General features: G+C 75.8%; 19 protein-coding genes and 1 pseudogene. 12 read left to right on the plus strand and 8 right to left on the minus strand.

Features of this window, described 5'->3' with window-relative positions; genetic code table 11:
- Window positions 1-228 precede the first annotated feature (228 nt).
- From D1J60_RS03455 to D1J60_RS03465, 3 genes are all read left to right on the plus strand, one after another.
- Window positions 229-1,140, plus strand: coding sequence for a hypothetical protein (locus tag D1J60_RS03455; RefSeq protein WP_125820076.1), 912 nt, complete (start codon window positions 229-231; stop codon window positions 1,138-1,140).
- Window positions 1,137-1,934, plus strand: coding sequence for an alpha-L-glutamate ligase (locus D1J60_RS03460; RefSeq protein ID WP_125820077.1), 798 nt, complete (start codon window positions 1,137-1,139; stop codon window positions 1,932-1,934). The genes D1J60_RS03455 and D1J60_RS03460 overlap by 4 nt, the downstream gene beginning before the upstream one ends.
- Window positions 1,935-2,035: 101 nt before the next feature.
- The gene (locus D1J60_RS03465) at window positions 2,036-2,767 is read left to right on the plus strand and encodes a hypothetical protein (RefSeq protein ID WP_125820078.1); all 732 of its coding nucleotides are present in this window, start codon (window positions 2,036-2,038) and stop codon (window positions 2,765-2,767) included.
- Here the strand turns inward: D1J60_RS03465 and D1J60_RS37890 are convergent.
- Window positions 2,764-2,880 (minus strand): annotated as a pseudogene (locus D1J60_RS37890) (alpha/beta hydrolase); the annotation flags it as partial. The gene D1J60_RS03465 and the pseudogene D1J60_RS37890 sit on opposite strands and share 4 nt — an antisense overlap.
- Window positions 2,881-2,948: 68 nt before the next feature.
- On the opposite strand from D1J60_RS37890, the gene D1J60_RS03475 reads away from it, so the two are divergent.
- The gene (locus tag D1J60_RS03475; RefSeq protein ID WP_125820079.1) at window positions 2,949-4,148 is read left to right on the plus strand and encodes an RNA-guided endonuclease TnpB family protein; all 1,200 of its coding nucleotides are present in this window, start codon (window positions 2,949-2,951) and stop codon (window positions 4,146-4,148) included.
- 46 nt (window positions 4,149-4,194) lie between these two features.
- Entirely contained in the window at window positions 4,195-4,674 is a 480-nt protein-coding gene (locus D1J60_RS03480; RefSeq protein ID WP_125820080.1) for a hypothetical protein, read from the plus strand.
- Here D1J60_RS03480 and D1J60_RS03485 read toward each other — a convergent pair.
- The 5 genes from D1J60_RS03485 to D1J60_RS03505 are packed head-to-tail and all read right to left on the minus strand — an operon-like array spanning window position 4,655 to window position 9,378.
- Window positions 4,655-5,323: an HAD family phosphatase gene (locus tag D1J60_RS03485; protein ID WP_125820081.1), complete on the minus strand. Its 669-nt coding sequence runs from the start codon at window positions 5,321-5,323 to the stop codon at window positions 4,655-4,657. The two genes, D1J60_RS03480 and D1J60_RS03485, sit on opposite strands and share 20 nt — an antisense overlap.
- The gene (locus D1J60_RS03490) at window positions 5,320-6,447 is read right to left on the minus strand and encodes an ABC transporter ATP-binding protein (protein WP_125820082.1); all 1,128 of its coding nucleotides are present in this window, start codon (window positions 6,445-6,447) and stop codon (window positions 5,320-5,322) included. Before D1J60_RS03490 ends, D1J60_RS03485 begins: the two co-directional genes overlap by 4 nt.
- 5 nt (window positions 6,448-6,452) lie before the next feature.
- On the minus strand, window positions 6,453-7,340 hold the full coding sequence (locus tag D1J60_RS03495) for an ABC transporter permease subunit (protein ID WP_125823843.1): 888 nt from the start codon (window positions 7,338-7,340) through the stop codon (window positions 6,453-6,455).
- Window positions 7,337-8,245, minus strand: a complete 909-nt coding sequence (locus D1J60_RS03500; RefSeq protein WP_125820083.1) for an ABC transporter permease subunit — start codon at window positions 8,243-8,245, stop codon at window positions 7,337-7,339. Before D1J60_RS03500 ends, D1J60_RS03495 begins: the two co-directional genes overlap by 4 nt.
- The gene (locus D1J60_RS03505) at window positions 8,245-9,378 is read right to left on the minus strand and encodes an extracellular solute-binding protein (protein ID WP_241253526.1); all 1,134 of its coding nucleotides are present in this window, start codon (window positions 9,376-9,378) and stop codon (window positions 8,245-8,247) included. The genes D1J60_RS03500 and D1J60_RS03505 overlap by 1 nt, the downstream gene beginning before the upstream one ends.
- A gap of 258 nt (window positions 9,379-9,636) precedes the next feature.
- Here D1J60_RS03505 and D1J60_RS03510 point away from each other — a divergent pair, with 258 nt between their 5' ends.
- The 3 genes from D1J60_RS03510 to D1J60_RS03520 all read left to right on the plus strand — a co-directional run bounded on the left by D1J60_RS03510 (window position 9,637) and on the right by D1J60_RS03520 (window position 12,223).
- Window positions 9,637-10,386: a GntR family transcriptional regulator gene (locus D1J60_RS03510; protein ID WP_125820085.1), complete on the plus strand. Its 750-nt coding sequence runs from the start codon at window positions 9,637-9,639 to the stop codon at window positions 10,384-10,386.
- A gap of 91 nt (window positions 10,387-10,477) precedes the next feature.
- Window positions 10,478-11,503: a hypothetical protein gene (locus D1J60_RS03515; RefSeq protein ID WP_125820086.1), complete on the plus strand. Its 1,026-nt coding sequence runs from the start codon at window positions 10,478-10,480 to the stop codon at window positions 11,501-11,503.
- Between the two features lie 54 nt (window positions 11,504-11,557).
- Entirely contained in the window at window positions 11,558-12,223 is a 666-nt protein-coding gene (locus D1J60_RS03520) for an HAD-IA family hydrolase (protein WP_206436473.1), read from the plus strand.
- 67 nt (window positions 12,224-12,290) lie between these two features.
- Here the strand turns inward: D1J60_RS03520 and D1J60_RS03525 are convergent, their stop codons facing one another.
- Complete coding sequence (locus tag D1J60_RS03525) at window positions 12,291-13,286, minus strand: hypothetical protein (RefSeq protein ID WP_125820088.1); 996 nt, start codon at window positions 13,284-13,286, stop codon at window positions 12,291-12,293.
- A 441-nt stretch (window positions 13,287-13,727) separates the two neighbouring features.
- Window positions 13,728-14,492, minus strand: a complete 765-nt coding sequence (locus tag D1J60_RS03535; RefSeq protein ID WP_125820090.1) for an ABC transporter ATP-binding protein — start codon at window positions 14,490-14,492, stop codon at window positions 13,728-13,730.
- A 160-nt stretch (window positions 14,493-14,652) separates the two neighbouring features.
- On the opposite strand from D1J60_RS03535, the gene D1J60_RS03540 reads away from it, so the two are divergent.
- From D1J60_RS03540 to D1J60_RS03555, 4 genes are all read left to right on the plus strand, one after another.
- Window positions 14,653-17,889, plus strand: a complete 3,237-nt coding sequence (locus D1J60_RS03540) for an FtsX-like permease family protein (RefSeq protein ID WP_125820091.1) — start codon at window positions 14,653-14,655, stop codon at window positions 17,887-17,889.
- Complete coding sequence (locus D1J60_RS03545; RefSeq protein ID WP_125820092.1) at window positions 17,886-20,642, plus strand: hypothetical protein; 2,757 nt, start codon at window positions 17,886-17,888, stop codon at window positions 20,640-20,642. Before D1J60_RS03540 ends, D1J60_RS03545 begins: the two co-directional genes overlap by 4 nt.
- Window positions 20,643-20,683: 41 nt before the next feature.
- Window positions 20,684-21,607: an ABC transporter ATP-binding protein gene (locus D1J60_RS03550; protein ID WP_241253527.1), complete on the plus strand. Its 924-nt coding sequence runs from the start codon at window positions 20,684-20,686 to the stop codon at window positions 21,605-21,607.
- Between the two features lie 128 nt (window positions 21,608-21,735).
- Entirely contained in the window at window positions 21,736-23,205 is a 1,470-nt protein-coding gene (locus D1J60_RS03555) for a condensation domain-containing protein (protein WP_125820094.1), read from the plus strand.
- Window positions 23,206-23,210: the final 5 nt, after the last annotated feature.

Raw genomic sequence — 23,210 nt, forward strand, 5'->3', positions numbered from 1 at the left:
AATCAAGGCCTCAAACCGGGCGTAAATGGAAGAGAAGGTTCCTGTGGCAACGGGGCACAACTATAAGAGGATTGCTGATCGTTTAGGAAAGGTCTTGATAAACATTACGTTGAGTAGTGCCCACTTAGGCTGCTTCTGGCGCGGTTTCAGGGCTATCTCATGGCATCCTGTGACGTCACCACTCGCCGGACGGAATCGGCGGACGTCCGGGGAAAACGGGGAAGGTCCATGAGGCTCTGCTTCCTGGTGGAGGAGCACTACCGCCACGACGGCATGCCCAACGAGGTCGTCCGGCAACTGACCGCCTGGGGGCACCAGGTGGACGTGGTCCGCCCGGGCGGCTCCCTGCTGCGCATGGACGGCCTGGTCCGGGCCGGCGCGCACGACGCCTGGGTGCTCAAGACGGTGTCCGGGGGCCCCGGTCTGACCCTGCTGGAGGCCGCGGCCGCCGCCGGCACGACCACCGTCAACGACGCCCGCTCCATCCGCGGGGTACGGGACAAGGCGCTGGCCGCCGCACTCGGCAGCGCCCGGGGGCTGCCGCTGCCGCCCACCTACGCCCTCGCCCGGCCCGAACTCCTGGCGGGCGTACCGGACAGCGCGTACCCGCTCGTGGTCAAGCCCGCCGACGGCAGCTCCGGGCGGGGCGTGCACCTGGTGCCCTCGCCCGACCGGCTCGCCGCGCTGCTGCCCGAACTCGCCGGCGAGGGCATGCTCATCGCGCAGCCCTACGTCCCCAACTCCGGCACCGACCTCAAGGTCTACTGCGTCGGCGGGGAGCTCTACGCCACCGAGCGCCGCTCCCCCCTGCACCCGGACGCCCCCGTCCGGGAACGCCGCGTGCGGCTGCCGCAGGAGGTGGCGTGGATCGCCGCCCGGGTGGGCGAGGTGTACGGGCTGGACCTCTACGGCGTGGACGTGCTGCTGGGCCCCGACGGGCCCGTCGTGGTCGACGTGAACGACTTCCCGAGCTTCCGCCAGGTACCGGACGCGGCCGCGCGGGTCGCGCGCGCCGTGCTGGACCTGGCCCGCTCGGGCGGCGAACGCCCGCCCGCCGCGCCCCTCCCGACGGCGCGCCCGTACGCCCGCCCGGTGCCCGTTCCCGCGCAGGCGGCGGCCGGGGCGGGGGACGGCGCGTGAGGGTCGGCCTGATCACCCCCGACGCCGGGCACCCGCTCCTGGCCGCCACCGCCGCGCTGCTGGCGCCCGGGCACGAGGTACGGGTGCTGGACCCGGCGGCCGGACCCGCCGCGGCGGCCGGGGCACGGGCCGACGTGTACCTGCTGAAGGCCCGGACCCGCCCGGCCCTGGCGCTCGCCCGGGAACTGGAACGGCGCGGGGCGCCCGTACTGAACTCCGCGGCGGCCACCGAGCGCTGCCAGGACCGCACCGGCATGGCCGAGCTGGCACTGCGGGCCGGACTGCCCTTCGCCGCCACCCGCACCTACGCCTCGCTCGCCGCACTGGGGGCGCAGGTACGGCCCGGCCGGCCGGTGGTGGTCAAGAGCCGGCTCAGCCGCAAGCACGACCTGGTCGCCCGCGTCGACGGCCCCGGGGAACTGCGCGCGCTGGCCGCCGCGGGCTGGGAGCGGGAGCCGGTCGTGGTGCAGCCGTTCGCCCCCAACGACGGCTGGGACCACAAACTGTGGGTGATCGGCGACCGGGTCTTCGCGGGCCTGCGCCGCTCCGAACTCGCCGCCGGCGGGAAGGAGCAGGCCCGCCCGCCCGGCCCGCTGCCCGACAGCTGGAGCGAACTGGCCCTCGAGGTGGGCGCCGTCTTCGCCCTGGACGTGTACGGCGTGGACGTCATCGCCACGGACGGCGGCGGGCCCCTCATCGTCGACGTCAACGCCTTCCCCGGCATCCGCGGCCAGTCCGGCGCCCCCGAGGCCCTCGCCGCCCTGGCCCTGAGCCGCGCCGGACGGCCGGCGTAGACCGTGTCTCGCGGTCGGGGCAGTCGGGCGCAGGACGGCCGCGGTCCGGGGGGCGGTGTGCGTAGACTCGCATCGGCGCGACCCATGACGACGAGGATTCCATGCACCCCGCCGACGAAGACCCGCAGCGGCTGGACCCGGCCAGCCTCCACAACGCGAGGACGACGATCGTCCAGCTCCTCGGCCGGGCGGGGGTTCCCGCCGGCTCCGCCGAGGAACTGATCGGGCTCGTCGAGGCGGGCGTCCTCGCCGCCGCCCACCGGGAGGCCGAGGAGAGGGCGGGGGCCGCTCCCGCCGGCAAGGGCGAGCTCTACGAGTCGGGCTGGCTCGACGGCGCCCGCGCCCTCACCGAGGAACTCGGCGGGATCGCCGAACGGGCCCTGGCCCGGGCCGTCGGCGCCGGCCCGGCGGAGGACTCCCCCGGGGACTGGCCGCCCGTCCGCCGGATGGAGGTGGAACGGGCGAAGGTCGCGCTGGCACCGCTCTACCTGTCCTTCAGCACCGTCTCGGACCTCGATCCGGAGGTCTCCGAACAGGTGCTCACCGCAGTCCTCGGCACGATGAGCCCCCGCCAGCGGGCCGGGTACGCGGGCCGCCTCACCCGGTTCGCCGCCGACCACCGCCCCCACCTGACCCGCCTGTACGAGCGGTACGGGCCGGGCAGCGCCATCGCCCTGCACGGCCGCTACTCCCTGCTGCACTCCCCCACCAGCCTCGCCGTCCTGGAACGCCTCGCCGCGGCGCCGTCGGCGCTGCGCGAGGAATGGGACGCCGCCGAGCTGCCGCCCTCGTGGCTCGACGGCCTGACCTCGTCCTGGGAACCGTCGGCCTAGGCTCCGAGGAACCCGGCGACCGCGCCCGTGAAGGCCTCCGGGTCGTCGAGCCACGGGAAGTGGCCCGCGCCCGGCTGGACGGTGAGGGCCGCGTCCGGGAAGAGGGCGGCGTGCCTGGGTTCGCCGCGTTGTCAGTGGCGTGTACTAGCTTGGTGCCATCAGTTGAAGGGGGGTGGGCCGGGTGATCCGTGCGTACAAGTTCCTCATGCGGCCCACCGTGGGCCAGACGATCGCGCTTGGTGAGATGCTGCGTGATCACTGTTCCCTCTACAACGGGGCCCTGCAAGAACGGCGCGACGCCTACCGGCATGTGTCGAAGACGAGCGTCAAGTACGGGATGCAGTCCGCGCAGCTGAAGGAGATCCGGGCCTTCGACGCGGAGCGTCAGGGCCGCTGGTCGTTCTCGTCCCAGCAGGCCACGCTGCGCCGTCTGGACAGGGCGATGCAGGCGTTCTTCCGTCGGGTCAAGTCCGGTGACACTCCGGGCCATCCGCGTTTTCGTGGCGTGAACTGGTTCGACACGGTGGACTTCCCCAAGGACGGCGACGGCTGCCGCTGGGACTCCACCCCACACGATCCCGTCACCCGCGTCCGCTTCCAGGGCATCGGGCACGTCAGGGTCAACCGGCACCGGCAGGTGGTCGGCAAGGTCAAGACCGTGTCGGTCAAGCGTGAGGGCAAGCGCTGGTACGTGGTGCTGACCGCTGAGCAGGTCCTGCCCCACCCGCTGCCCGCGACCGGGTCCGTGGTCGGCATCGACATGGGCATCGTGTCGTTCCTCACCACATCGGGCGGTGAGCACGTCGCCAACCCCCGCCATGGCCGCGCGGCCGCCGCGAAACTCGAAGCCTCGCAGCAGGCGCTCAGCCGGTGCAAGCGCCGCAGCAACCGGCGTCAGAAGGCCGCCGACAAGGTCGCCGCCCTGCACCGTACGATCCGGCGCCGGCGCTTGGACCACGCCCACAAGACCGCACTCGGTCTCGTGCGCGAACACGACTTCATCGCACACGAAGACCTCAAGATCCGTAACATGAGCGCCGCCCCTGCGCCGAAGCCCGACCCCGGCAGGCCCGGCGCGTTCCTGTCCAACGGAGCCGCCGCCAAGGCCGCTCTGAACCGTTCGATCGCTGATGCCGGATGGGGGGTGTTCCTGACGATCCTGAACGCCAAGGCTGAGAGTGCCGGACGGGAGGTGATGGCTGTGGACCCCCGCAACACCTCCCGGCGGTGCCCCGAATGCGGGCACACTGCCAAGGAGAACCGGCCCACACAGGAGACGTTCCGCTGCGTCTCGTGCGGCCACCAGGCGCACGCGGACGCGGTCGGCGCCCTGAACGTTCTACGGGCCGGGCTGGTCCGTCGCGAAACCCAACCGGCATAGCGAGAAGCCCCGGCTTCAGCCAGGGGAGGAGTCACACTTGGGCCCCATGAGAGGGAAGGAACAGCCGCGCACCAGCCCGCTGGTGCCCGGAACCGTGCTGGAGACCATCGCGCGGTACGACTGGGAGTCCGTCGTCTGCGGCTGCGGCCGCTCGGCCGGGCACCTGGAGGGCACCCTGTGGGACGCGGCCGAGGGGCACCCGGCGGCGTACCACGCGCTGGAGGGGCACGTCTTCGCCCGGTCGCGGCTGTGGCCCCCGGCCCCGGCGGCCTGCGCGGTGCTGATGGCCGTCTGGTCGGCCGGCCCGCCCCGGCTGGCGACCCGGGAGGCCCTGCTGTGGACGCTGCTGGCGCTGCTGAACTCGGAGGACGACGGGAACCCGTACGAGGCGGGGCTCTACGGCCAGTGCGCCGCCCACGTCCGGGCCGGCCTGCCGCTGCTGCGCGGCGGCCTCGCGGGCCGGCCCGGTTCGGTGTCGGCGGCCTACGCCGAGGGCATCGTGGACCTCATCGCGCTGTGCGCGTGAGGCCGCCCAGCAGGGCAGGGGTGACCTCCTCCAGGGAGGCCGCGAAGGTCCGGGCCGGTGAGGACGGCACGCCCAGCAGCGAGGGCACCACCAGGACCGGGCAGCCGGCGGCCTCGGCCGAGGCGGCGCCGTCCGGGGAGTCCTCCACCGCCACGCACTCCCGCGGTGCCAGTCCCAGGCGCTCGGCGGCCGCCCGGTAGGGGTCGGGGTGCGGCTTGGTCCGGTCGGTGTCGTCGGCCGACAGGGTGAACGCGAAGGGGACCCCGGCCAGCGCGCCCGTCACGACCTGGTCGACGACCCGCCTGGGCGAGGCGCTGACCAGGGCGAAGGGCACGCCCTCGGCCTCCAGGGCGGTCAGCAGCCGCAGGGCGCCCGGGCGGACGGGGGCTCCGGCGGCGACCCGGCGGGAGAACCCCTCGGTGAGTTCGGCGGCCACGGCCCCGACCGCCGGGGCGCCTGCTCCGGCGGCCCGGACGAGGTGCGCGGCGGTGTCCTCGACGGCGCGGCCGACGACCTCGGGGGCGTCGGCCGGTCCGAGCGCGTGGCCGAGCCGGGCGGCGGTCTCCTCGGTGGTCCGCCACCACAGCACCTCGGTGTCGACGAGGGTGCCGTCCATGTCGAAGAGGACGGCGGCCGGCGCCGCGCTCACGCGGTGCCCGCCTCGACGAGCACGGGCCGCTCGACGGGGCGTACGCGGGCCCGCGCGCCGGGCGCCAGTTCGGCGGCCTCCCGGGACGGCAGGTCGGCCTTGACCCGGGTGCCGTCGGCGAGGTCGAGGTGGAGGCGGGTGACGGCGCCGAGGAAGGAGGCCGACACCACGGTGGCCCGGCCCTCGGGGTCGGCGGCCACGGTGAGGTTCTCGGGGCGGACCAGCACCCGCACCCCGGACGTCCCCGGGGCGGGGGCGGGGCCGTCGACCGGCAGCCGGACGCCGGCGACCTCGACGTGGCCGGAGCCGGTGAGCCGGCCGAGGATCCGGTTCATGGTGCCGACGAACTCGGCGACGAAGGGGGTCGCGGGCCGCTCGTACAGCTCGGCGGGGGCGGCGCACTGCTCCAGCTTCCCGGCGTTCAGCACGGCGACCCGGTCGGCCATGGACAGGGCCTCCTCCTGGTCGTGGGTGACGAACACGGTGGTGATGCCGAGGGACAGCTGGAGCCTGCGGATCTCCTCGCGCAGGCCGGCCCGTACCTTGGCGTCCAGGGCGGAGAGCGGTTCGTCGAGCAGCAGCACGCGCGGCCGCAGCGCCAGGGCGCGGGCGAGCGCGACGCGCTGCTGCTGGCCGCCGGACATCTGGTGCGGGTAGCGGTCGCCGTGCTCGGGGAGGCCGACGAGGGCGAGGAGTTCGGCGGCGCGTTCGCGGCGGCGGGCCGCGGGGACCTTCCGTACGCGCAGGCCGAAGGCGACGTTCTCGCGGGCGTTGAGGTGGGGGAAGAGGCTGTAGGACTGGAAGACCATCCCGGCGTCGCGGCGGTTGGCCGGGACCGGGGTGATGTCCGCTCCGTCGACCAGGACCTCGCCCGAGTCGGGCTGCTCGAAGCCGGCGAGCACGCGCAGGGCGGTGGTCTTGCCGCAGCCCGAGGGGCCGAGCAGGGCGAGGAGTTCGCCGGGTTCGACGGTGAGGTCGAGGCCGTCGAGGGCGACGGTGGAGCCGAAGGCCCGGCGCAGTCCGCGGAACTCGACGCGGGCGCCCCCGGCGGCCGGGGCCTCGGCGGGGGCTTCGGCGGCTTCGGTTCCGGCAGGCTGCCCGGCCGCGGGAAGGGTGGTGGACATGGGGGTCAGGGCTCCTTGCGGGAGGTGGCGGGGGCTGCGGCCGCGGTGGAGGGGGTTCCGGCCCGCGAGAGGGCGAGCAGCAGCAGCCAGGTGATGAGGAGGCTGAGGATGGAGACGGCCACCGACATCCGGGCCTGGGCCCCGGAGATGGAGACGATCCACACCGCGAAGGGTCTGAAGCCGAGCAGCGAGGCGATGGTGAACTCGCCGAGGACCAGGGCGAGGGTGAGGAAGGCGGCGCCGGCGAGCGAGGCCCGCAGGTTGGGCAGCAGCACCCGCAGGACCACGTGGGGCCAGCTCGCGCCGCAGCTGCGGGCGGCCTCGACCAGGGTGGGGACGTCCACGGCGCGCAGGCCCGCGTCGAGGGAGCGGTGGACGAACGGCAGGGCCAGCACGGTGTAGGCGAGGACCAGGACGACGGGGAACTTCTCGTTCTGCACGGCCAGGAAGGTCTGGTAGAGCGGGGTCCGCGAAAGGTGTTCGGGGCCCCAGCGCAGGACGGTGGTGATGCCGGTGACCAGGGCGATGGGCGGCACCACCAGGGGCAGGGTGCACATCACCTCCACGACGGGCCGCAGCCTCGGCGAGCCGATGCGGACGGCGATCAGGGCGGGCACGGCGAGCAGCAGGCACAGCGCGATGGTGGCGGCGGCGAGGCCGAGGGAGAGCATCAGGCTCTCGGTGAAGCCCTCGGCGGCGAGCAGCCGGGTGTACGCCTCGAAGGTGATCCCCTGGCCGGGGACGTGCACGGTGAAGACGAAGGAGGCGAGGAGCGGGAGCAGGAAGTACGCGCCGGCGAGGGCGAGTACGGCTCCGCGCCAGACGCGCGGCCGGGGGCGTCGGCGGCCCTTCGCCTCCGGGGCCGCGTACGTCCGCCGGGCGGTCTCGGTCATCGCAGCCATCGGGCGCTCCGTCGCTGGAGGGGCAGGTGGACCGCCATGACCAGGCCGGCGATCAGGATCATGTCGAGGCCGAGGGCGAGCGCCACGTTCTCCTGGCCGGTGAGCACGTTGCCGGAGAGGGCGTCGGCGATCTTCAGCGTGACCAGGGGTACGGAGCCGCCGACGAGGGCGGCCGCGGTGGCGTGGGCGGCGAAGGCGGTGCCGAAGAGCAGGACGAACCCGCCGAGCAGGGAGGGCGCGAGGACGGGCAGGCCGACGTGGCGCCAGAACTGCCAGGTGCTCGCCCCGTTGTTCCGGGCGGCCTCGCGCCACTGGGGGCGCAGTCCGTCCAGTGCGGGGACGGTCACGATCACCATCAGGGGGATGAGGAAGTACAGGTAGACCACGGTGAGGCCGGTGAAGGAGTACAGGTTCCAGCCGAGGCCGGTGAGGTCGGCGAGCCGCGTGACGACCCCGGAGATCCCTGCGGTGGCGATGAAGGCGAAGGCGAGGGGCACTCCGCCGAAGTTGGCGAGGACGCCGGAGGCGGTCAGTGCCGCGGAGCGCAGGGCGGTGGAGCGGGAGGTGGCCACGGCGTACGCGACCAGGACGCCGAGCACCGCGCCGAGGAGGGCGGTGAGGGCGGACAGCTGGACGCTGCCGGTGAGGGAACCGAGGTAGGGGCCTTGGAGGGAGCGTGCGAGGTGCTCGCCGGTGACCTGGGTGGAGCCGGTGGCCGGGTCGGTGCGGGTGACCGCGCCGAAGGCGATGGCGCCGAGGGGGAGGCCGAAGCAGAGCCCGGTGAAGGCGAGGAGGGGGAGGGCGGCGAGCCAGGTGCGGGGGCCGCGCCGCCGGCGGCGGGGGGTGGTGGTGCCGCCGGCGGTCCCCGTCGTGAGGGGGGTGGTGGGGGCGGACATCAGCTGAGGGCCTTGTCCCACTTCTCGGCGAGGGTGGCCTTGGCCTTGTCGAGTTCGGCGGAGGCCGGGAAGGAGGGGGTGCCCTGGACCTGCGGGAGCTTGGCCACGGCGTCCTTGTCGGCGGTGCCGTCCTGGGTCATGCCGGGGAGCAGGACCGGGCGGGCGTGCCCCGCCAGCCAGATGTTCTGGCCCTCTGCGCTGTACAGGAACTCCATCCACAGGCGGGCGGCCGCCGGGTGGGGGGCGTCCTTGTTGACGGCCTGCGAGTAGTACTGGGCGTAGACGCCGTCGGCGGGGACGACGGTCTTCCAGTCGACGCCCTTGCCCTTGAACTGCTCGGCGTAGCCGGCGTTGAGGTAGTCCCAGTCGATGGAGATGGGCGTCTCGCCCTTCTCGACGGTGGCCGGGGTGGACTCGACGGGGATGAAGTTGCCGCTCGCCCGGAGCTGTCCGAAGAAGTCGATGCCGGGCTGGATGTCGGCGAAGGATCCCTTGTTGGCGAGGGCGGCCGCGTAGACGCCGCCGAACGCGGAGCCGGACTTGGTCGGGTTGCCGTTGAGGGCGACCTTGCCCTTGTACTCGGGCTTGAGGAGGTCGGCGAAGGTCTGCGGGCAGTGGGGGATCTTCGCGGCGTCGCAGCCGATGGAGACGTAGCCGCCGTAGTCGTTGTACCAGCGGCCGTCGGCGTCCTTCTGCGAGGCGGGGATCCTGTCCCAGGCGGTGACCTTGTAGGGGGCGAAGAGGTTCTCGGCGGCTCCGCTGCGGGCGAAGGCGATGCCGAGGTCGAGGACGTCGGGGGCGCGGTCCTGGCCCTTGCGGGTCTTGACGGCGGCGATCTCGTCGGAGCTGGAGGCGTCCGGGTTCTCGGCGGCTATCTTGATCTTCGGATACTTGGCCTGGAAGGCCTTCTGCATCTCGCCGTAGTTCGCCCAGTCCGGGGGCAGGGCGATGACGTTGAGCTTGCCCTCCTTCTCGGCGGCGGCGACGAGGGCCTCCATTCCGCCGAGGTCGGCGGCCGAGGCGGCGGTGACCGGCCGGGCCTTGGCCTTGCCGTCGGCCGCGGTGCCGGCGGCGGGCTGGTCAGGAGCGGCACCGCACGCGCTGAGCGTGGTGAGGACGGCGGCGCCGAGCAGAACGGCCGCACCGCGACGGGCGGAGGAACTGAACACGGTCTCTCCCGGAGACGAAGGGGGGTTTCACTTGCCAGGCATCACTTGTCTGAACAAGTTGGCTCCAGTTCGCCCGGACCGCCTGTACGGCCGGTGAACGGGGGCTGGACCGCGGAGCACGGCTCGACGAAGACCCGAGAATGGCCGGAAGAAGGCGTGACAGAACCCGCTCGGATGATCATGAGTCGATCAGGAGCACACGGCGATCAGGGGGCGAACGGCATGGGAACGGTCCGGCACCTGGAGATCGCGCAGGCCCTGCGGGCGGCGATCCTGTCCGGCGAGTACCCGGTGGGCGCCCGGCTGCCCTCGGAGAGCGACCTCGCGGCCCGCTGGTCGGTCTCGCGCGGCACGGTCCGCCAGGCCGTCGCGGCCCTCGCGGCCGAGGGGCTGATCGGCTCCAGCCAGGGCGCCCGGCGGATCGTCCTGCGCCACGAGCGCCGGCACGGCTTCGGGGAGCTGAACAGCTTCGCGCAGTGGGCCGAGGGGGTCGGGCACGAGGCCCGCAGCCGGTTCCTGTCCCGGACCCGGCGGCCGGCGACGGCGCGGGAGGCGGAGCGGCTCGCCCTGGCGCCGGGCACGGAGGTGCTGGCCGTGCTGCGGCTGCGGCTGCTGGACGGGGAGCCCACGATGGTGGAGCGGACGGCGTACGCCGACTGGGTCGCGGCGGCCGTCGAGGCCCTCCCGGACGACTGCCGCTCGGTGATGGACAGCCTGGCGGCGGACGCCGGGATCACCGCCCACTACGGCGAGCACCTCATCGACGCCCTCCCGGCCGGCAGCGAGGACGCCCGCCTGCTGGAGGTCCGGCGCGGCAGCCCGCTGCTGCGCCAGCGCCATGTTTCGGCCACCCGCACGGGCCGCCCGATCGAGTGGTCCGACGACCGCTACCGAGCGGGAAGCGTCACCTTCAGTGTGAGCAACTCGGCGGTAGCAACCCCCTTGGAGCGCCACCCGGGCGCCGACCGCTGAGCCGAACCTCTGACAGGGCACCACCGCGCGTAGCAGGATGGTCCCGGGCCGGTGGCGGTGGGCAACAGCCCGGTCGGGAAGGGGGGTTGGCGTGGCGGAATACCTCGTCCGGGAGGGGCGCTGGGCGCTGTGGCTGGTCTGCGGGTGCTATCTGGTGGTGGTGTACATCACCAGCCGGGGGCTGATCGCCGCTCCCCGCTACCGCATGCTCCAGGCCCGCATCCACGACTGCCGCGCCCGGGCCGACGTGTGCGCGGCCGGGCCGGGGGGCCGGTCCGCCGCCCTCGGGGCGGTCACCGAACGGCTGGACCGGCTCGAACGGAACGGGCAGGTCGCCTGGCGGCTGCTCCCCCACCGCTGGGTGGTCGCCATCCCGCTCTCCAAACTCGCCTCCGCCTGGCGGGTGCTGCACGAGGCCGAGAGCCAGCTGCTGCGGCTGGAGGAGCCCGGGGAGATCACCCTGCGCGTCCACGCCCTGCGGCTGCGGCTCGCCTCGGAGCCCGACCCGGCCCTCCGCCCGCTCGCGGCCGAACTGGCGCCGCGCCCCGGCGACGCCGCCGCCGAGCGGGCCCTGCTGATCGCCGTCACCGAACAGCTGTCCCGGCAGGAGGACGAGGCCTTCGAGCGGGAGTACGAGCTCCAGCGGATCGCCCTGTGGCTGGCGCTCACCGGCCTCGGCGCGGTCCTGCTGATCGGCCTGGTGCTCGACCACCGCCTGTCGCTGCTCCTCGGCGGGCTGGGCGGGTTCCTGTCACCCCTGATCGGCGTGATGCGGGCGCAGCGGCCGGCGTCCTGGGGCGTCCTCGTGCTGGCTCCGGTCGGCGGTGCGCTGGCCGCGCCCGGCGGGCTGCTGCTGGTGCGGATGCTCGCCGACCCCGAGCTGAACCTGCTGGGCCAGGTGTTCCTGGACAACTCCTGGGGGGCGTCGGCGCGGCCGATCGCCCTGGCGATCGCCCTCCTGTTCGGCTTCTCGGGCACCCTGTTCTCCCGCCTCGCCCTCGCGGCGACCGGCCAGCTGATGCCGGTGGCCGGCCGCGCGGCCCCCCGCTCCGGCATCCCGGCCCAGCCCCCGGCCCCGTCGGCGCCGCCCGGGCCGACGGGTCGGCGGATTCCGTAGCACCGGCCCACCGCGGACCGCCCGTCCGGGGCCTGATGGCATGATCGGCACGTGATGAGTGAAGCCCGCCCGTCCGGTACGACGAGGTACGTCCTGTTCGACGTCGACGGCACGTTGATCGACGCCCTGGACAACCAGCGCCGGGTCTGGCGGACGTGGGCGCGGCGCCACGGCCTGGACCCCGACGAGGTCCACCGGGTGGCGCTGCGCACCCGGCCGGTGGAGACCTTCGCCCAGGTGGCTCCCGACCGGGACCCCCTGGAGTGCCTCGCCGCGCTGCACGCGTTGGAGGACGAGGACGTCCGCACCGGCGTCTACGGGGCTTTCGACGGCGGCCCGGAACTGCTCGCCGCCCTGCGGCCCGGCACCTGGGCGCTGGTGACGTCGAACTACGAGCACCGGGTGCGCGGCCGTTTCGCGCGGACGGGCCTGCCGGTCCCGGAGGTCGTGGTGGACGCGGCCGCCGTGGAGGAGGGCAAGCCCTCGCCGGTGCCGTACCTGCGCGCGGCCTCGCTGCTCGGCGCCCGGCCGCAGGACTGCCTGGTCGTCGAGGACGCCCCCTCCGGGGTGCGGGCCGGGCTGCGGGCCGGGATGACGGTGTGGGGCGTCAACACCGTCACCGCGGTGGACGGCGTACACCGCCACTACGGCACCTTGCGCGAAGCGGTCGCCGACATCCTCGCCTTCGCCTCGGGCTCCCTCCCCGCGCACCCGGCGTGACCGGGCCCGTCGCGTAGGCCGTGTCTTCCGGATCTCGCCTGACCCGACCGGGCCGCCGGGGGCCCTCCTACAGCCGGCGCAGGCGGCGCTGGGCGGCGGCCGCCGCGAGGCGGGCCGCGCGGGCCGCGCGGTCGGCCTCGCGGTGGCGGGCCTCCGCCTCGGACACCGCGGCGTACGCGCCGTCCCGCGCGGCCCGCGCCTGTTCCGCCTCCCCCAGCAGCCGCTCGACGGCGGCGTCGGCGTCGGCCGCGCGGGCCACGGCGTGCTGCCGGGCCACCTCCGCCAGGCGCAGCTCCTCCTCACGGGCGGAGACGGCCCACGCGGCGTCCTCGGCGGCGGCCCGGGCCGCGGCGATCCGGGCCGCGCGGGCGGGGTCGGCGGGGGGCTCGGGCTGCGCGGCCGTCCCGGGCCCGCCTGACTCCGGCTCCGGCCCGGACCCCGACCCCGGCTGCGGAACGGGTTCCCGTCCGGACTCCGGTTCCGGCTCCGGCCCGGGCCACGGTTCCGGTTCCGGTTCTCGTACGGGCCGGGTCGGGGGGCCGGGGAGGGGCAGCGCCACGGCCGGGTCGACCGCCGGGAACTCCGACACCGGCGCGGGGGCCCGTACCAGCCGGCCCGAGGCCCACTCCCGGGCGGCGTCCGGATCGGCGAGGACGGCGTGCAGGATCCGCTCCAGCTCCCGCACCACCGCCTCGGAGACCGGGGTCCCCGCCTCCTCGGCCAGCCGCGCGGCCTCCCGCGCGAGGGCCCCGATCACCACGTGCTGCTGGTGCGAGAGGTCACGCAGCCGTTCCCCGTCCAGGGAGCGGTGCGCCGCCCGCAGGGTCTGCCCCAGCTGGAGGAACTGCTCGGTCTCGTCGGGCTTGGCCCGTACCAGCGTGTTGGACGCCCAGGCCGCCAGGGTCGGCCGCCGCAGGGCCGCGATCCGCTTGGCCGCCGCGGGGTCCCCGGCCTCCTTCACCCGGGCCGCGGCCTCGTCCCGCGCCGCCGTGAACCCGGCCGGATGGGGCAGGTACAGCGCGTCGACGATCTCGTCCAGATCCAGTTCCGCATCGGCATCCACGCGCCCCACTGTCCGCCATGGCCACCCGCCCGGGGCGCCCGCGCCCCACGGCCACGCGGGTGAATGGCGCCGGGCCGCCGGTTCCCGTGCCGGGCGCGGCCCGTTGGAGGGGCGTGAACGGCCCGCCGCTCCCCCGCATCCGCTCCACGGTCCGCGACGGGGTCCTCTCCGTCAGCCTGGCCGGGGAGTTCGACCACTACAGCTGCGCCCCGCTGCGCGTCCTCCTCGACGGGGCTCCCCCGCTCGGCGCCCGGCTCCTCGTCCTCGACGCGGCGGAGGTCGAGTTCTGCGACTCGGCCCTGCTGGACGTCCTGGAGCGGTGGTCCCGCGGCGGCCGCCGCTGGGAGCTGGCCGCCGCCTCCCGGCCGGTGCGCCTGCTGCTGGAGCTCTGGAACCGGGTGCGTGCCCCGCTGCCGCCGGTCAGTGCCCCACTGCCGCCGGTCAGTGGTCCGCCGCGGCCGGCTCGACGATCCGGCCGTCGCGCAACTCGACCACCCGGTCGGCGAGTTCCATCAGCTGCGGATCGTGGGTGGCGACCAGGGCCGTGACGCCCTCGCTGCGGACGACCGCGCGCAGCAGCCGCATGATGGAGCGGCCCATCTCGGAGTCCAGCTGGCCGGTGGGCTCGTCGGCGATGATCAGGGCGGGTTCGTTGGCGAGGGCGCGGGCCAGGGCGACGCGCTGCTGCTGACCGCCGGAGAGTTCCCCGGGGCGCTGTGCGGCGTGTTCGGCGAGGCCGACCAGGGCCAGCAGGGTGCGGACGCGTTCCTCACGCTGCTGTGCGGGGACCTTGCGCATGCGCAGCGGGACGCCGACGTTCTCGGCGGCGGTGAGCACCGGGATCAGTCCGAACGACTGGAAGACGAAGCCGATCCGGTCGCGGCGCAGCGCGAGGAGGCCGCTCTCGTCGAGGGTGGAGAGGTCGGTTCCGTCGAGTTCGACGGTGCCGCCGCTGGGGGTGTCGAGGCCGCCGGCCAGGTTGAGCAGGGTGGTCTTGCCGGAGCCCGACCGGCCCTTGAGCGCGGTGAGTTCGCCGCGCCGCGCCTCGAAGGTGACCCCGCGCAGGGCGTGTACGGCGTTCGCCCCGCTGCCGAAGCTCCGGTGCAGGCCGCGCACCGCCAGCATGGGCGGTGCGGCGTCCGCGAGCGCGGCGTCCGCGCGGCCGGCCCCCTCCGCCGTGGACTGTCGGTCCGGTTGCTGCGTCATGGTGGGCTCCCCCTCGGCCGGCGCTGTTCCCTACCTTCGCGTCCGAATTTGCTCATCTGTCACATCAATCACGCAAGTACCTTCCTCTCGCCGACCGGATCTGACACCATCGTCCGCTATCCGGTGCCCTTGGTCCGGTTCGGGGGGAAGGAACAGGCACATGATCGGCTTTGTCGTGCGCCGGCTGCGCGGACGACTGCCGCTGGCCGCCGCCGTATTGCTCACCGCGCTCATCACCACCACCACGCTGACCGCCCTGCTGGCGTTCACCCGGGGCGTCGGCGACGCCGGCCTGCGACAGGCGCTGACCGGCCCCGCCGGCCGGGCCGGCACCGCCGTGGTCCTCACCGGCGAGCACGCGCTGACCGCCCGGGCCGGCGACGACGCGGCCGTACGGGGCTTCGCGCAGGGCCTGTTCGGGAGCGTGCCCGTCGGCGTCGAGAACGTGGCACGCAGCCGCTCGTACGGCCTGCCGGGCCCCCGCACCCCCGGCCGGGAACCGGACCTCACCCTGCTCGCCGCCCTCGACCCCGGCCGCGCCCGGCTCCTCGCCGGCCGGTGGCCCGACGCCGCGGGGGACCGCCCGGGCCGCGTCCAGGTGGCCGCGCCCGAGGCCGCGCTGAACCGGCTCGGCCTGGGCCGGCAGGCCCTGCCCGCCGAGGTACGGCTGGAGGACCGCTACGGCGGGGCGCCGCTGGACGTGCTCGTCACCGGCGTCTACCGGGCGGCCGAGCCGGACTCCCCGTACTGGCGGCTCGATCCCCTCGGCGGCCGCGAGGTGCAGGTCGGCTCCTTCACCAGCTACGGGCCGCTCCTCGTCCACGACTCCGCCTTCACCGGCGGCGCCCTGGTCCAGAACAGCCGCGCCACGCTGCTGAGCCCCGACTTCCGCGCCGCCCGCGCCGCCGACCTCGACCGGCTGCGCCCCCTGGCACCCGAGACCGACACCAAGGGCCCCGCCGGGCTCACGGTCACCACCGGGCTCAAGGACCACACCGCGGCGCTGACCACGGGACAGCGGGTGGCCCGCTCCACCCTGCTGGTCGGCGCGCTCCAGACGGCCGTCCTGGCCGGGGCCGCCCTGTTGCTGGTCGCCCACCTGCTGACGGAGCGCCAGGAGCCCGAGCGGGTCCTGCTCACCTCGCGCGGCGCCTCCCGCCGCCGGCTCGGGACGCTGTCGGCGGCCGAGGCGCTGCTGCTCGCCCTGCCCTCGGCGGTCCTGGCCCCGCTGCTCACCCCGCCGCTGCTGCGCCTCGCGGGCCACTACGGGCCGCTGTCCAAGACCCCCGTCGAGACCGGCGGGGCGTGGCTGCTGTGGCCGGCCGCGGCGGCCTGCGCGCTCGCGTGCGTCCTGCTGACCTCCCTGCCCGCCGTGCTCCGCGGGACCGCGGCGTCCGTGCTGCGGCGGGCCGGGCGCCGCGCGGCCGTGGTGTCGGGGGCCGCCCGCTCCGGACTGGACCTCGCGGTGGTGGCGCTGGCCGTCCTCGCCTACCGCCAGCTGGACCGCTACAGCGGCGCCCCGTCCGGCCCGGGCGACGGAGCCGGCGTCGACCCGGTGCTGGTGGCCGCCCCCACCCTGGCGCTGTGCGCGGGCACCCTCCTGGTGCTGCGCCTGCTGCCGTTCGCGGCGCGGCTCGGCGGCCGGATCGCCGCCCGGGGCCGCGGGCTCGGCCCGGCGCTCGTGGGCTGGCAGCTCGCCCGGCGCCCGGGGCGGGCCACCGGCCCGGTCCTGCTGCTGGTGCTGTCGGTGGCCAGCGGGGTCCTCGCCCTCGGCCACCACACCGCCTGGTCCGCATCGCAGCGCGACCAGGCGGAGTTCGCCACCGCCGGGGGCCTGCGGATCACCGGCAGCGAGGTCGCCGCCGCCGGCCGGGCCGGGCGGTACGCGTCCCTGCCGGGCGGCGACCGGGTCATCCCGGTGGTGCGCTCGGCCCACGGACTGCCGGGCGGGGCGGACGGGGAGCTGCTCGCGCTGGACGCCGCCGCCGTCGCCCGGCGGGTGCCGCTGCGGGCCGACCTGCGGGACGGGCGGCCCATGGAGGGGCTGTTCGCCCCGCTCGCCGTCGACGCCCCCGGCAGCGCGGGCATCGTGCTGCCGGGCCGGCCCCAGCGGATCGACGTCGAGGTGTCGGTACGGGCCGTCGGCGCGAGCGGCTCCGCCCGGCTGGGCGTCCTGCTGCGCGACCGGTTCGGGCTGACCTACCGGGCGCCGGTCGAGACGCTGCCGGAGAACGGCGAGCACACCTTCTCCGTGGACGTCGCGAAGCTCGCCGGGGCCCCGCTCGGGACCGCCGCCGAACCCCTGTCCCTCGCGGGGCTCGCCCTGTCGTACGGGTCGGACAGCGGCTGGTACCGGCCCGAGGGGAAGGCCGCGGTCGAGGCGGAGGTGGAGCTGCGCCGGGTCTCGGCCGCGCAGACCCCGGACGGTCCGGCCAGTCCCGTGCGGGCTCCCGCGCCCGCCTGGAACCTGGTGTCCCCGGTACTGGACGGGAACGGCCCGGCCGCCCGGCTGCTGCCTGCCGACGGGGCGCTGATGCGGCTGCGGTACGCGGGCGCCCCCGTGGGGAGCTACGCCCTCAGCCTCACCAGCGCCCCGGCCGCCGCCGAGCTGCCGGGCATCGCCACCCGCGCCTACCTGGCCGCCGTCGGCGCCCGGGTCGGCGACCGGATCCCGGTGCCGCTCGGCTCGGCCACCGTCCCGGTGCGGGTCACCGCCGCCGTCGCGGCCCTGCCCGCCGCCGGCGAACGCGCGGTGGCCGTCGACCTCGCCACCGCCGGGCGGCTGCTCGCGGCCACGGACGGGCGGGCCCTGCCGGCCGCCGACGAGTGGTGGCTGCCCGCGGCATCCGCCGCCGACCCCGTGCCCGCACGGGCCGCCGCCGAGCTGCGCGCCGGCGCCGGCTCGCACCGGCTGCTGCTGCGCGAGGAGGTGGCCGCCGGGCTGCTGGACGACCCGCTGAGCGCCGGCCCCCGCATCGCGTTGGCCGCCCTGGCCCTGTCCTGCGCCGTCCTGGCCGCCATCGGCTTCGCCGCCTCCTCGGCGGCGGCCGCGCGCCGGCGGGCCCGGGAGTCCGCGGTCCTGCTGGCCCTCGGGGCGCCCCGGCGGGGCCTGGCCCGGGCGGCCGCCGCCGAGGGGCTGGTCCTCGTCGCGCTCGGGACCGCGGTCGGCCTGGCGGTGGGCGCGGCGATCGTGCACCTGACGGTGCCGCTGACGGTGCTCACCCCGGCCGCGCGGCGCCCGGTCCCCGAGGTCCTGGTGGACCTGCCGGCCCTGCGGACCCTGCTCCTGGCCGCCGCCATCGCCGCCGTCCCGCTGCTGTCGGCCGTGGCCGGCGGGCGCGGCGACCGCGCGTCCCGGGGCGCCGCCGCCCGCCTGCGCCCCGTGGAGGAGATATGACCGGCCCGACCACCGACCCCCGTACCACCGCGCCGCGGGGCCGCGGCGGGGCCGGCTGGGTGCGGACGCGGCTGCGCGCCGCTCCCCTGGCCACGCTCCTGTCGGCCGTACTGGTCTTCGTCTGCGTCCTGCTGGCCACCGCGCTGCCGCGCGCCCTCGACCGGGGCGCCGACCGGGCCCTGCACGCCTACCTGGCCGAGCAGGGCCCCGAGCGGACCAGCCTCACCGCCACCGCCCCCACCGGGCAGGGCCGGACGGGCGGGGACCTCGCGGCCTCCCTGGACCACGTGCTGGCCGCCCTGACGGCCGCGGTGGGACCGGGCTACCGCCTGGCGGACTCCGGTCCCGTGTACGGCGTCCGCGCGAAGGACGCGCGGCCCCTGGCGGGGCCCGGACTGGCCCGCCCGTCGGACGTCGCGCCCAACCTGGGCCTGCTGCACCTGCCCCGGATCGCCTCGCACGCCCGGCTGGCCGAGGGCCGCTGGCCGTCCGGCGGCAGCGGCGGGGGGACCCTCCCGGTCGCCCTGTCCAAGAGCGCCGCCGACAGCATCGGCGCCAAGGTGGGGTCGGTCCTGGAGGGCTCCTCCGGCATCGCCCCGCCGATGAGCGTCGAGGTCGTCGGGCTGTTCGCGCCGGCCGACCCCGCCGACGCCTACTGGAGCGACACCGCCTCCAGCTGCTTGGTGCGGGCCTGCCTCAAGTGGGACGAGAAGCACGAGAAGTCCTGGTGGGACGCGGCCGCTCTGGTCGGCCCGGAAGGGATCGAGCGGCTGGCGGGCTGGGGAACCCGCGCCACCGACTTCTGGCGGCTCCCGGTGGACACCGGCGCCCTGCGCACCGACCGGCTGCCCGAGGTCGGCGGACGGATCGCCTCGTACGTGGCCGGTCCCACGGCCACCCGGCTGGTGGCCGAGACCGGCCGCGGCGACCTCCTGATCGCCTCCGAGCTGCCGAAGCTGTTCGCCGCCGCCGAGGCCCGCCGGCAGGCCGCCGCGCCGCTCGCCGCGATCGGGCCGGCCGGGGTCGGGGGCGTCGCCCTCGTGGTGTTCTGCCTGGCCGCCGGGCTCACCGGTGACCGGCGGGAGGCCGAACTGGCCCTGCTGCTGGCCCGGGGCGGCTCCCGCGCGGGCGTCCTGCGCCGGCTGCTGGGCGAGGGGGCCGTCACCGTGCTGCCGGCCGCCGTGCTCGCCGCGGCCCTCGGCGTCCTGCTGCTGCCGGCCCCCCGGCCGGCGCCCGGCCTGCTCGCGGCCGGGGCCGTCGCCCTCGCGGCCCTGCTCGCGTTCCCGGTACGCGCCTGCGTGCTGCTGTCGGCCCGGCGCGCGGCCGCACCCCGGCGCAGGCTGGTGGCGGAGCTGCTGGTCCTCGCCGCCACCGCGGCCGCCGTCGCCGAGGTCCGCCGGCGCGGGGTGGCCCCGGCCGGTACCGGGCTGGATCCGCTGCTCGTCGCCGCCCCGCTGCTGATCGCCCTGTCCGGGGGGCTGCTGCTGGCCCGGATCCAGCCCCCGCTGGCCCGGCTGGCCGCCCGGGCGGCGGGACGCGGGCGGGGCCTGACCGGCTTCCTGGGGCTGGCGCGCGCCGCCCGGGGGAACGCGGGCGGCGCGCGGCCCTCCGTACTGCCCCTGGTCGCTCTGCTGCTGGCGGTGACCACGGGCGGGTTCGGATCGGCCGTACTGGCCTCCGTGGACGGGGCCCGCCTGCAGGCGGCACGGGGCGACGTCGGGGGCGACGCGCATGTGGCGACCCCGCTCGGGGAGGCGCTGACGCCGGAGTTCCTGCGGGCGGCCGGCGCGCTGCCCGGCGTACGGACTTCCCTGGGGGTGTGGACCGACCGGGACGCCCTGCTGACGGCGGACGACCCGACCGGCACCCACGTCCGGGCGGTGGTCGCCGATCCGGCCGCCTACGCCGAGCTGTCCGATGCCGCCGGCCGGGGCCGGTTCGACCCCGCCCGGCTCGCCCGGGGCGGTGCCGACGCCGCCGTCCCGGTGCTGATCAGCAAGAACCTCTCCGGGAAGGACGCCGGGGGCGAGTTCCGGCTGCGCGTCGCGGGCGGCGTCGAACTGCGGGCCCGGCCGGCCGGCCCGGTCGAGGGGACCCCCGCTGAGCCGTCCGCGGAGGCGGCGGTCGTGGTGGTGCCGGACTGGGCCGTCGCCGGCCGGGTGCCCCAGGCGGCGCACCCCAACCACTGGTTCGCCCTCGGGGCGGTCGACGAGGACCGGCTGCACGAGCTGGTCCGCGCCCACGCGCCGGCCTCGGTCGCCGAGCGGACCTTCGTCCACACCAGCGCGGGGGTCTCCGCGCAGCTGGCCGGCGACCCCCTCCAGCAGGCGGCCGGGCAGCTGTTCTGGACCTCGCTGGCCGCGGCGGCAGGCTTCGCGCTGCTGTCCGTGCTGCTGACCCTGGTACGGGCCGCCCCCGAGCGGGCCGCGCTGCTGGCCAGGCTGCGGACCATGGGCCTGCGGCCACGGCAGGGCGTGGTGCTCGTCCTGACGGAGTCGCTGCCGCAAGTGCTGGCGGCGCCGCTGGGCGGTGCCGTGACGGCGGTCGCCGCGATAGCCCTGCTGGGCCCGGCGGTCGACCTGTCGACGCTGGTCGGCGCCACCGTGCCGGCCGGGCTGGGGCTGGGGCTGCGGCCGGTGCTCGTGCAGGCGCTGGGCCTGGCGGGACTGGTGGCCGCGGCCGTGCTCGCGGAGGCGGCGGTGAACGGCCGGCGTCAGATCACCACCGAGTTGAGAGCGGGAGACCGACGTTGAACACCGAAGCGCCCACGTACGAGGAGCTGCGGCGCCAGGCCCTGGCGGCCGCCGAACCGCGCCGGCACGCCGCCGGCACGGCTATCGCCTGCGACCGGCTGGTCCGCATCTTCACCAGCGACGGGGTCGAGGTGCAGGCGCTTCAGGGGCTGGAGCTGACGGTGGCCCAGGGCGACCTGGTGGCCCTGGTCGGGGCCTCCGGCAGCGGCAAGTCCACCCTGCTGAACATCCTCGCGGGGCTGGACGTGCCCACGGCCGGCACCGCGACCGTGGGCGGCTACGACCTGCTGGAGATGTCCGCGCGCGACCGGCTGCGCTACCGGCGCGAGACGGTGGGGTTCGTCTGGCAGCAGACCGCGCGCAACCTGCTGCCGTTCCTGACGGCTGCGCAGAACATCCTCCTGCCGATGCAGTTGAAGGGCGGCGGGCGCGGCGCCCGGGGGCGGCGGGCGGCACGGGTCGCGGAGCTGCTGGAGGCGCTGGAGATCGGCGACCTCGGCGGCCGGCGCCCCGCCGAGCTGTCCGGCGGGCAGCAGCAGCGGGTGGCCATCGCCGTGGCCATGGCCAACGACCCGACGGTGCTGCTGGCCGACGAGCCGACCGGCGAGCTGGACTCCGAGACCGGTGCGGCCGTCTTCGAGGCCTTCCGCACCGTGAACCGGGAGCTGGGCGCCACCGTGGTCATCGTGACCCACGACCCGATGGTGGCGGGCGAGGTGCGCCGTACGGTGGCCATCCGCGACGGCCGCACCAGCAGCGAGGTGCTGCGCCGCACGGTCACCGACGAGCACGGTACGGAGTCGGTCAGCGAGCGCGAGTACGTGATGCTGGACCGGACCGGCCGGGTGCAGCTGCCGCGCAAGTTCCTGGAGGCGCTCGGCATGGAGCACCGCGTCGCCGTCGACCTGGCCGCCGACCGCATCGAGGTCCGGCGCGACGACGCCGACGGGCCGGCCGGAGCGTGACCGGACGACGCCTCCCGGGGCCTGCAGCGTTCACCGTCCGGACCGGCGCCGGGGGTTGGTGCGTCACTTCCGCGGCCCGGGTGTCGTTAGGGGCTCGGGGCTGAACCGGGGGGCGAAGGGATGACGTAATGCGGCAGTTTCCTCTGCAGATGCACCACATGGAGCCGGGGCGCCTGGTCGAGTGGCGGTTGCGGGCCGCCGCCGGGGCGCCGGGACCGGACCGGGGTGACGAGGCCGGCAAGAAGGCGTCCTTCAACCAGGACAAGCACTTCACCGTCGCCGAGGAGAGCCGCGCGGAGGACGATCCCATGGCGTCCTACGTGGCCGTCACCTTCGAGATCGACGAGCCCCTCGACGAACCGGCCCTGGCCGGGGCCCTGCTGGCCTTCGTCCGCCGGCACGAGGTGCTGCGCTGCGAGTTCCTGCGGCTGGCCGGGGAGCTGTCCTGCGAGCCCCTCGCGCCCGAGGTCCTCTCCCTGGAGGCCCACCCCGTCGCCGAGTTCGACGACGTGGAGCGCCAGCGCGAGTTCCTCGCGGAGCGGTTCACCCGCAGCATCGACACCCTGTCGTGGCCGCTGTTCACGATGGGCGCGGTGCTGCGCCCGGACTCCGCGACGGTGTACCTCGCCTTCGACCACATCGTCTGCGACGGCATGTCGATGCCGGTCGTCGTCCACGACGTGCTGACCTGCTACGAGGCGCTGCGGCGCGGGCAGGAGCCGGTGCTGCCGCCCGCGCCCAGCTACCTGGACTTCGCGGACGCGCAGCGCCGCCGCTACCTGTCGATCGGGGCGGACGACGAGCGCCTGGACTACTGGAGGTCGTTCACGGCCCGGGGCGGGGAGTTCTTCCCGCGCTTCCCGCTGGACCTGGGCGTGGAGCCGGACCGGATGTACCCGATCGTCAACGAGGCGTCCACGCTGCTGGACGCCGCCGAGACGGAGGTCTTCGAGAAGGTGTGCGGGCAGGCCGGCGGCAAGCCGTTCATGGGGCTGCTCGGCTCGGTGGGCGTGTGCCTGCGCGAGGCGGGCGGCCCCGGGGTGTACCGGGGGTTCATGCCGGTCAGCGAGCGCGGTCGGGAGGACTGGAACAACTCGGTGGGCTGGTTCGTCAACACCCTGCCGATCGAGTTCGACGCCTCGCCGGGCAAGGACTTCGCCCAGGTCATGGGCGAAGTGCGGGCCGGGTTCGGCGAGATGATGCGCCACCTCGACGTGCCGTTCGTGCGGGCCTGGCAGCTGCTGGCGCCCGAGGAGTTCGCCGGCCGGTCCTGGCCGTACCCGGTGAACTTCTTCTCGTACATCGACATGCGCCGCTGCCCGGGCGCCGGCCGGCACGACGACTGGCGGCCCGCGACGCATGTGTGGTCGGCGCGGGCGAACGGGACCTGTTCGTGGTTCCAGCGGGACACGGACGGGCTGCACATGAACTCGCTGTACGTGGACACCCCGGCCGCGCGGCGCACGATGGGCGACTTCCAGGAGGCGCTGCGGCTCACCGTGCAGAGCGTGGCGCGCACCGGCGGTTTCCGCAGGCCGGTGGCGCTGACGGCGCCGCGCCGGCCCGAGCCGGCGGTGGCGCGCGTCAGGAGGTCCTGATGACC

This window comes from Streptomyces sp. W1SF4, from assembly GCF_003950035.1.
GTDB classification, from domain to species: Bacteria; Actinomycetota; Actinomycetes; order Streptomycetales; family Streptomycetaceae; genus Streptomyces; species Streptomyces racemochromogenes.

Excerpts from the sequence above, each read along its gene's own strand:
- D1J60_RS03455 (WP_125820076.1), top strand. The coding sequence starts at position 229 with ATGAGGCTCTGCTTCCTGGTGGAGGAGCACTACCGCCACGACGGCATG.
- D1J60_RS03465 (WP_125820078.1), top strand. The coding sequence starts at position 2,036 with ATGCACCCCGCCGACGAAGACCCGCAGCGGCTGGACCCGGCCAGCCTC.
- D1J60_RS03480 (WP_125820080.1), top strand. The coding sequence starts at position 4,195 with ATGAGAGGGAAGGAACAGCCGCGCACCAGCCCGCTGGTGCCCGGAACC.
- D1J60_RS03490 (WP_125820082.1), bottom strand. The coding sequence starts at position 6,447 with ATGTCCACCACCCTTCCCGCGGCCGGGCAGCCTGCCGGAACCGAAGCC.
- D1J60_RS03495 (WP_125823843.1), bottom strand. The coding sequence starts at position 7,340 with ATGACCGAGACCGCCCGGCGGACGTACGCGGCCCCGGAGGCGAAGGGC.
- D1J60_RS03500 (WP_125820083.1), bottom strand. The coding sequence starts at position 8,245 with ATGTCCGCCCCCACCACCCCCCTCACGACGGGGACCGCCGGCGGCACC.
- D1J60_RS03510 (WP_125820085.1), top strand. The coding sequence starts at position 9,637 with ATGGGAACGGTCCGGCACCTGGAGATCGCGCAGGCCCTGCGGGCGGCG.
- D1J60_RS03520 (WP_206436473.1), top strand. The coding sequence starts at position 11,558 with ATGAGTGAAGCCCGCCCGTCCGGTACGACGAGGTACGTCCTGTTCGAC.
- D1J60_RS03535 (WP_125820090.1), bottom strand. The coding sequence starts at position 14,492 with ATGACGCAGCAACCGGACCGACAGTCCACGGCGGAGGGGGCCGGCCGC.
- D1J60_RS03540 (WP_125820091.1), top strand. The coding sequence starts at position 14,653 with ATGATCGGCTTTGTCGTGCGCCGGCTGCGCGGACGACTGCCGCTGGCC.
- D1J60_RS03545 (WP_125820092.1), top strand. The coding sequence starts at position 17,886 with ATGACCGGCCCGACCACCGACCCCCGTACCACCGCGCCGCGGGGCCGC.
- D1J60_RS03555 (WP_125820094.1), top strand. The coding sequence starts at position 21,736 with ATGCGGCAGTTTCCTCTGCAGATGCACCACATGGAGCCGGGGCGCCTG.